The sequence below is a fragment of the Mesobacillus maritimus genome, assembly GCF_019749255.1.
Taxonomy (GTDB): Bacteria; Bacillota; Bacilli; order Bacillales; family Cytobacillaceae; genus Mesobacillus_B; species Mesobacillus_B maritimus_A.
Genome location: NZ_JACWFH010000007.1, coordinates 423,158 through 429,157 on the forward strand (window position 1 = coordinate 423,158; position 6,000 = coordinate 429,157).

General features: G+C 37.6%; 7 protein-coding genes. 1 reads left to right on the top strand and 6 read right to left on the bottom strand.

The annotated features are described in order from the left end of the window. Positions 1–23 precede the first annotated feature (23 nt). The 5 genes from H0185_RS05315 to H0185_RS05335 form a co-directional block, all read right to left on the bottom strand. Entirely contained in the window at positions 24–503 is a 480-nt protein-coding gene (locus tag H0185_RS05315; RefSeq protein ID WP_221871857.1) for a hypothetical protein, read from the bottom strand. Between the two features lie 61 nt (positions 504–564). Next, on the bottom strand, positions 565–1,209 hold the full coding sequence (locus H0185_RS05320; protein ID WP_221871859.1) for a uridine kinase family protein: 645 nt from the start codon (positions 1,207–1,209) through the stop codon (positions 565–567). 441 nt (positions 1,210–1,650) lie between these two features. Further along, positions 1,651–2,406, bottom strand: coding sequence for an SDR family NAD(P)-dependent oxidoreductase (locus H0185_RS05325; protein WP_221871861.1), 756 nt, complete (start codon positions 2,404–2,406; stop codon positions 1,651–1,653). Between the two features lie 18 nt (positions 2,407–2,424). Then, positions 2,425–3,264 (bottom strand): alpha/beta fold hydrolase, encoded by an 840-nt coding sequence (locus H0185_RS05330; protein WP_221871863.1) that lies wholly within the window; start codon positions 3,262–3,264, stop codon positions 2,425–2,427. A 363-nt stretch (positions 3,265–3,627) separates the two neighbouring features. Then, on the bottom strand, positions 3,628–3,891 hold the full coding sequence (locus tag H0185_RS05335; RefSeq protein WP_221871865.1) for a hypothetical protein: 264 nt from the start codon (positions 3,889–3,891) through the stop codon (positions 3,628–3,630). A 244-nt stretch (positions 3,892–4,135) separates the two neighbouring features. Between H0185_RS05335 and H0185_RS05340 the strand changes: the two genes are divergently transcribed. Further along, positions 4,136–4,708, top strand: coding sequence for an HAD hydrolase-like protein (locus tag H0185_RS05340; protein WP_221871867.1), 573 nt, complete (start codon positions 4,136–4,138; stop codon positions 4,706–4,708). Between the two features lie 101 nt (positions 4,709–4,809). Here the strand turns inward: H0185_RS05340 and H0185_RS05345 are convergent, their stop codons facing one another. After that, on the bottom strand, positions 4,810–5,679 hold the full coding sequence (locus tag H0185_RS05345; RefSeq protein ID WP_221871868.1) for an alpha/beta hydrolase: 870 nt from the start codon (positions 5,677–5,679) through the stop codon (positions 4,810–4,812). Between the last annotated feature and the right edge of the window lie 321 nt (positions 5,680–6,000).

The following is a 6,000-nucleotide window of genomic DNA, read 5'->3' on the forward strand; positions in this document are numbered from 1 at the left end:
TATTTTATATTCGTACTGGCCGTTTACTTTTCTACTTCAACCTTCTGCTCTTTTTCTTGATCCGTTTTAAATAAATTTTTCGAAACAGCATTTAATTTATTTAAAAACCGATTGAAACCAAAGCCGACGAAAAAAGCAATGCTGATTTGGCCATACGGCGCGTTATCGAATTCAACAAATTCAACAAGGAAGATCCCACTCTGGATTAACGTCACGGCAATCACAGCAGTTCCCGTTGCAAAAATCGGGAAAAAGATGTACATAATCCAGACTCGGTAGTTCGTTAAATTGTCCCTCATATAATGCGAGCAAAACATATACAAATGACGTAAAGAACCGCCTATGGACCCCGCAAAGAAGTAGTACAAAAAGATTTCGATATCGGATATGATGGGAAACGATTTTTCTAGTTGTCCGGTCCAAAGAGCACCTACTGCTAAGAAACTACCGAAAAATAATAAGGATAGATACGTAAGGATGACCACTTTTAACCATTTAGGCATTCCAGCACCCCCGGTAAGATACATATATCTTATGTAGAAGCGAGGAAAATGTTCAAATCCACTATTTAAACCAGCCTTTTTCAACAATGCACTCTTCATTTGTGTTTTTTACCACGATATCAAACTCCCGGCGATAAGGATGCATGAATAGTTCATATTGGATTCTACGTTCTACATGGGATTTCCTTAAATAATTGATATCTGTTCCTCTTTCAGAAACATCACGGATACTTCTTCGCATCAACTCTGTTTCTCCGTCGGTATATATGTATATTTTTAAATCATATAGATTGAGATTTGTGAAGGAGACAGTCATGCCTTCGACGATATTGATCTTGTTGTTTGCTGAAATGAAATGGCTCTTAGTAAAGTTTGTGCCTATTGTGTAAAAATCTAAACCATTCCTAATCATTTGAATATCTCTTTCTAGTACGAAATGATTATGAGCAGCCGGATGACAAGCGGTCATTTTATCACGATGAAGTTCATGTTGATATTCATATTCAATTGTCGTGTACTTCCTAAGGTGCGAGCCAATAATATAGGTGTCGGTGTTAATATAATTCACGTTCTCCTCACCCAAAAGGTTTATAAGTTTTTGGGCAAACGTTGTCTTCCCAGATGCCCCATGACCCGAAATTCCAACGATGATTCTTTTATTCTCGTTTCGAATGTAATTAGCAATCTCCTGTAAGACCTTGTCCATATTTTCCTCCATGTGTTTCGTTATGTAATTTTTATTGTATTTTTTTTTTTGTTGTTACGAACAAATATAATTGCAGTTCAAATTTTACTATAAAATGATTGAACACTTAAAACTACTGAAAATGAATTGTTTATTTACCTAATCTTACTTCTATTCGCGTTATTTGTACTTCATTCGCGAAAAACTCTAGTCTATTTACACGAATCCTCATTCAATTCACGTAATTCCCCTTTCTATTCGCAAACGTCTTTTCTATTCACGTAATTTGCACTTCTATTCGCGAAAAACTCTGGTCTATTCACGCGAATCCTGGTTTAATACACGTAATTCCTCTTTCTATTCACAAACGACTTTCCTATTCCTGTCATATAGAGAAATACTAAAGAACGCACAATAAAAGGGACAATTAAAACCTTCTTAGAAGGTTAATTGTCCCACTTTTTACATTGCTCCCATTCCACCGTCGGCCCGATATTGGGCTCCTGTGATAAAGCTGCTTTCATCAGAGGCCAGGAATAAAACCAAGTTTGCGATATCGCTGGATTGCCCATAGCGTCTTAATGGAATGGTCTTAGCTAACCGTTCTTCATCGACGTTGAGTCCTTCCTCTAAGTCGCGGGCCATGCTGGTATTCACCGGTGATGGATGAACCGAGTTGACACGAACATTTGTTTTAGCAACTTCAATGGCAGCTGCTTTGGTTAACCCCACCACCGCATGTTTTGACGCGATATAAGGAGATAGCCGCTTACTTCCGTGAAGGCCTGAAACAGAAGAGGTGTTGATGACACTCCCATATCCTTGCTTTGTCATGACAGGGAGAACATATTTCAACCCTAAAAATACGCCACGGGCATTCACATTCATCACTTGATCGAAGTCCTCGACACTTATATCAACAAGACGTCCCATTTTTCCAACGATTCCAGCATTGTTAAAAAACACATCAATCTTGCCAAACTGCTCGACGGTTTGATTGACGTAATTCTGAACGTCCGCTTCTTTTGATACATCCGCTTGAATCGTTAACACTTCCCCGTATGATTCAAGTTCCTTTTTAACCTCCTGAAGAGCTTCTTCAAAGAGATCAACTAAGATCACTTTCGCTCCTTCGCGAAGGAATCTTTCCGCCGTCACCTTCCCGATGCCGCCTGCTCCGCCTGTAATTAACGCAACTTTCCCTGCTAATCTTTCCACTCCACTTCCCCCTATATTCTATTTTAATAGTTTTAATACCGACCGATAATGCGCGTTTACAAAAGGGATTACCTGTTCGGGTGCTTCAACATGAATAAAATGACCTGTGTTAGGAATGATTTCTATTGTTGCATGTGGAAATTGCTCGTCCCTCGTTTTATAAGCAAAATCAGTTGGAATATACGGATCATTTTCTCCCCACAAAATCGTGACCGGCTTCTTAATCTGAGTAAGGTTTTGATAATGCTCTACTAATTCCAGATTCGCAGAGCGATATAATTCTAGAATCACATTACGGGTTTCTTCTTTCTCAAAAATAGTGAAAAAGTCTTCAAGAATGTCTTCATCAACAGAAGGGATTTCCTTTTTCATATTGGTCATCCAGGCTTCCTTATTGGCCATCGCCTCGACCACTCTTTCTCCTAATTCTGGTGTACGCCATTTTCTAGCAAGTGGATGCCATCTGTATCCCGGAACTAAACAGGTGTCACTAATGATTAAACTTTCCACTTTCTCTGGGAATTCACAAGCCCACCGGAGCCCAATCATTCCACCCCAGTCATGGACCACAAGATGGACTTTCTCTAGAGATAACGCTTCCATAAAATCAGAAATAAACGCAACATACTTCTCCCAAGTTGAACCATAAGGGAAACGATCACTTTGTCCAAAACCCGGAAGGTCAGGGGCTATAGACCGGAACCCTTGCGAAGCAATTTCCGGAATAAGATGCTTCCAAAGCATGCTTGATTCAGGTACTCCGTGGATAAGAAGTACAGCTGGGTCCGAGCTGGAACCTTCTTCTATGTAGGAAATACTTTGGTTTTTTAGCTGTAAGGTTTTTTTCGATAGCATCATGTTCTCTCCTTAAGATATTGTCAATTTCCAATAGATTAAATATTTAGTTAAATTGTACCATTTAATAGGTGAAAAGTGATGAAGTATTTTAATATCGTCTGGTGAAAACATATGGTTTTACATAGATATTAATATACATTGTTGGCACTTTTGTTAGCTATTCGCAAATTTATAATATCTTCTAGTTACCTAAAAACCTTCTTTCTATATGGATTCTACACCGTATATGTTTTTGGAGACGGACCTAACAGTTTTTTTTTTGAAAATGAAAAAAGCCTCACTCCCATTAAAAATGAGTTAGGCTTAATATTAATTGTTTTAAGAAGATAAATGAAGAAGGTTATCTATCTCTCCCTATGTGAATTACCCTCGCCGTTTTAAAACAAAAGCAAAAATAATGGCAATCACAGGATAAAGTAAAAGAAGTCTAAAAGGACCTCCTTGTGTGAATAGGACAATGCCAGGAATGATAAATGATATACCGCTATACAAGAGGGCTTTCCAGGACTTACGCACAAAACCAAACACCAGAAATACACATGTAGCGATGATTAACCCCCATAAAATGATAGCAATTGAGATGAATCCAACGCTCGACATGATTGAGCCTAAAAGGATGTCACTCATCTTGTACTCCTCCTTATAATTCCAACTCAAAGACTTTCCATTTTCACTATTATTATACTTCGTTTTTCCAATTTTTGTTAGTTCACTGCAAACTATTTTTCTTTTCATCACATTAAAGGTAACTAACCGAATGTACTGAATATACGGTAATTGGTTACAATTCAAAAATACTTTGCAATCATTTTTTATAAATAGTAAAATATTTTTTTAGTGATAAAAATATACATATAAAAAGAGGGGTTTTATGAACATACTATGGGATTTCGATGGAACACTTTTTAATACATATCCATCTCTTGTCGAGGGTTTTATACACCTAAGTGGACGTGAACTTAATCATGTTGAAGTATTAAAATGGCTGAAAAAGGATTCAAAAACCGCTTTTAAGCATTATGGTATCGATGAAAGTGAAAGAGCAGAATACCAACGATTACATAATGAGTATGCAAGGACTAGTAGCGTTCCTTTTGACCATCTTGAGGAAGTGCTATCCCGTGTAGATAGTAATGTAATTGTCACTCACCGGGATAAAGAATCGACGATTTATCTTCTTGAGAAGTTCAATTTAAGAAAGTATTTTAAGGATATTGTAGCGGTTGAAGAACAAGGTTTCACAAGAAAACCTGATAGTTCTTCCTATGAATATGTCCTTAAGAACCATCGCATTGATTTGGTAGTTGGTGACCGTGATTTAGACTTGATTCCTGCAAGAAAGCTAAAGATTACAACCGTTGCTTTCCAAAATAAAGACATCGAAGCCGATTTTCATATTGAAAGCTATGCTGACTTTGTTCCGATGGTTCTCGAACAATTATAAGAAATGCAAAAACCCTTAGATTTTTAGGTCTAAGGGTTTTATGGTTTTTATTGTAAGGGATATGCTAGTTGCTTGCTTCCAAGTAGTTCATTGATAAACGATTATAACCTACCTGCTGACTTGTATAGTACTTTGTTTTTATTGTCAATCTGCTGATCTAGCCAACTGATCAAATCTCCTAAAAACTTTTCTCTCCCTGCCTCATCAAACGGACGATGTCTTGCATTAGGATACTCGAGAACTTGTTTATCTTTGGACCCAACTTGCTTAAAAAACTGGTTCAACTTTTTGGGTGGAGTAATTTTATCATCTACTCCGTATTGCAATAATAATGGCACATTAATGGAAAGTGCGTTATTCACGACATGTTTTGATGCTTGGAGTAAACCTCGCCCTAACCCTGGTGTTGCTGTATTATGCCTTAAGCCCTCAGGGTTGTATTTAGCCTGTAACGCCGGGTCCTTTGCCTGTAATTGAAAATTACCTGATTTTATAATCTTCAAGTCAGGTTTAAGTTTGCCCATTACCAAAACCCCTAAGCGCTCAAAAGCTGTTGGCTCATAAGAGATACCTGGTGATATCGCAACGACCCCTGCAATACCCTCGCTATGCTTGAGAGAATAATCAAGAGAAATTACCCCTCCCATACTATGGCCAATCACGTACAGAGGTAAATTAGGTTCTTTGAGAGTAACAAGCTTTCTTAATTCATGAATATCTCCTCTAAACTCATTCCAACTCCTAATAAACCCTCTTTTCCCAGAGCTTTTCCCATGCCCACGTAAATCCACAGCATAAACAATATAGTGATTCTTAGCCAAGCTTGATGTTATATTTTGTAATCCTCCACTATGATCACCAAAGCCGTGTATTAACATAATTACTGCTTTAGCCTTCGTTTTCGGTTGGATTCGCCGGTAGAATAATTCCGCTCCATCCAATCCATTATACTTTCCTTCTGTTGTTACCATCTATGTAATCCTCCAGTAGCGCACAATTGAATACAAAACTAATGCTTTTCATTTAATTATTTCCATAAAGTCAGTTTTACAATACAGTACATTATAACGGAAACTGAATGATAATTCATTTCTTATGATCATATTTTCCCTTCTAAATATGAAACTTTTGTGAATTAAATACCACACTTTCAAAAACTTGGCTTACAGTATGTAAAAAAGAACAGCCATTAAATTAGCTGTTCTTTTACTTTGCCTGGCAACGTCCTACTCTCACAGGGGGAAACCCCCCACTACCATCGGCGCTGAGAAGCTTAACTTCCGTGTTCGGCA